8 tRNA genes are annotated in these 1,061 nt (G+C 52.2%); all 8 read right to left on the reverse strand.

The annotated features are described in order from the left end of the window. Positions 1–209: 209 nt before the first annotated feature. The 8 genes from ACE6ED_RS29110 to ACE6ED_RS29145 all read right to left on the reverse strand — a co-directional run bounded on the left by ACE6ED_RS29110 (position 210) and on the right by ACE6ED_RS29145 (position 1,008). Positions 210–282: transfer RNA gene (locus ACE6ED_RS29110), tRNA-Lys, on the reverse strand. 5 nt (positions 283–287) lie between these two features. Then, positions 288–373 (reverse strand) — tRNA-Tyr (locus ACE6ED_RS29115). A gap of 7 nt (positions 374–380) precedes the next feature. Further along, positions 381–453 (reverse strand) — tRNA-Phe (locus ACE6ED_RS29120). Between the two features lie 80 nt (positions 454–533). Beyond that, positions 534–610, reverse strand: a tRNA-Asp gene (locus ACE6ED_RS29125). A gap of 12 nt (positions 611–622) precedes the next feature. Beyond that, positions 623–698: transfer RNA gene (locus tag ACE6ED_RS29130), tRNA-Thr, on the reverse strand. Between the two features lie 30 nt (positions 699–728). After that, positions 729–804 (reverse strand) — tRNA-Val (locus tag ACE6ED_RS29135). A gap of 9 nt (positions 805–813) precedes the next feature. After that, positions 814–890 (reverse strand) — tRNA-Met (locus tag ACE6ED_RS29140). 26 nt (positions 891–916) lie between these two features. After that, a tRNA-Ser gene (locus tag ACE6ED_RS29145) sits at positions 917–1,008 on the reverse strand. Positions 1,009–1,061: the final 53 nt, after the last annotated feature.

Genomic DNA, 1,061 nt, shown 5'->3' on the forward strand with positions numbered 1-1,061 from the left:
ACGGCCTGGGTTGTTGCTCGCCCGGCCTCTGGCCGGTACTTTTGTCGATGCGCTTTTACACACAGATTTCGCCATGCGTAAGCATCCTAGCTACAAGAGTGGCTTGGCCCCTCTCTTGGTTGGACTTTCACCAACTAGATAATGCGTGCCTCTGGGCACGCCCATACAACAAAAAAAGCCACCGTCTAAACGGTGACTTCTTATAAAGATGAGCCATGAAGGACTCGAACCTTCGACACCCTGATTAAAAGTCAGGTGCTCTACCAACTGAGCTAATGGCTCGTAACTGGTGGAGGATGATGGATTCGAACCACCGAACTCTCACGAGAACAGATTTACAGTCTGCTGCGTTTGGCCACTTCGCTAATCCTCCAGGAAAGTGGCTCGGGACGGAATCGAACCGCCGACACGAGGATTTTCAGTCCTCTGCTCTACCGACTGAGCTACCGAGCCAGATCAATATTCAATTAAAAAAACAAAACGAAGCGGCTCAATTAATTTCCCGCTTCAATAGCTGGAAGTATTTGAATGGATGGCGGAACCGACGGGATTCGAACCCGCGGTCTCCTGCGTGACAGGCAGGCATGTTAGGCCTCTACACCACGGTTCCGCATTCATCAAATGGTGCCGGCGAGAGGACTTGAACCCCCAACCTACTGATTACAAGTCAGTTGCTCTACCAATTGAGCTACACCGGCAAGGTTATAAGGTACTGCACAAGATAAATATGGTGGAGGCTGAGGGGATCGAACCCCCGACCCTCTGCTTGTAAGGCAGATGCTCTCCCAGCTGAGCTAAGCCTCCAGGTATGTATGGTAGCGGCGGAGGGGATCGAACCCCCGACCTCACGGGTATGAACCGTACGCTCTAGCCAGCTGAGCTACGCCGCCATACAAAATATAAAGTGGATAATAGATGGCGGAGAGAGAGGGATTCGAACCCTCGCACCGCTTACGCAGTCTAACCCCTTAGCAGAGGGTCCCCTTATAGCCACTTGGGTATCTCTCCAAATCAATCCGGACCAGGCGGAAGGCCTGTCCCTGACGGGTTGCCATAATATC

The organism is Paenibacillus nanchangensis (genome assembly GCF_046543445.1).
Lineage (GTDB): Bacteria > Bacillota > Bacilli > Paenibacillales > Paenibacillaceae > Paenibacillus_AQ > Paenibacillus_AQ nanchangensis.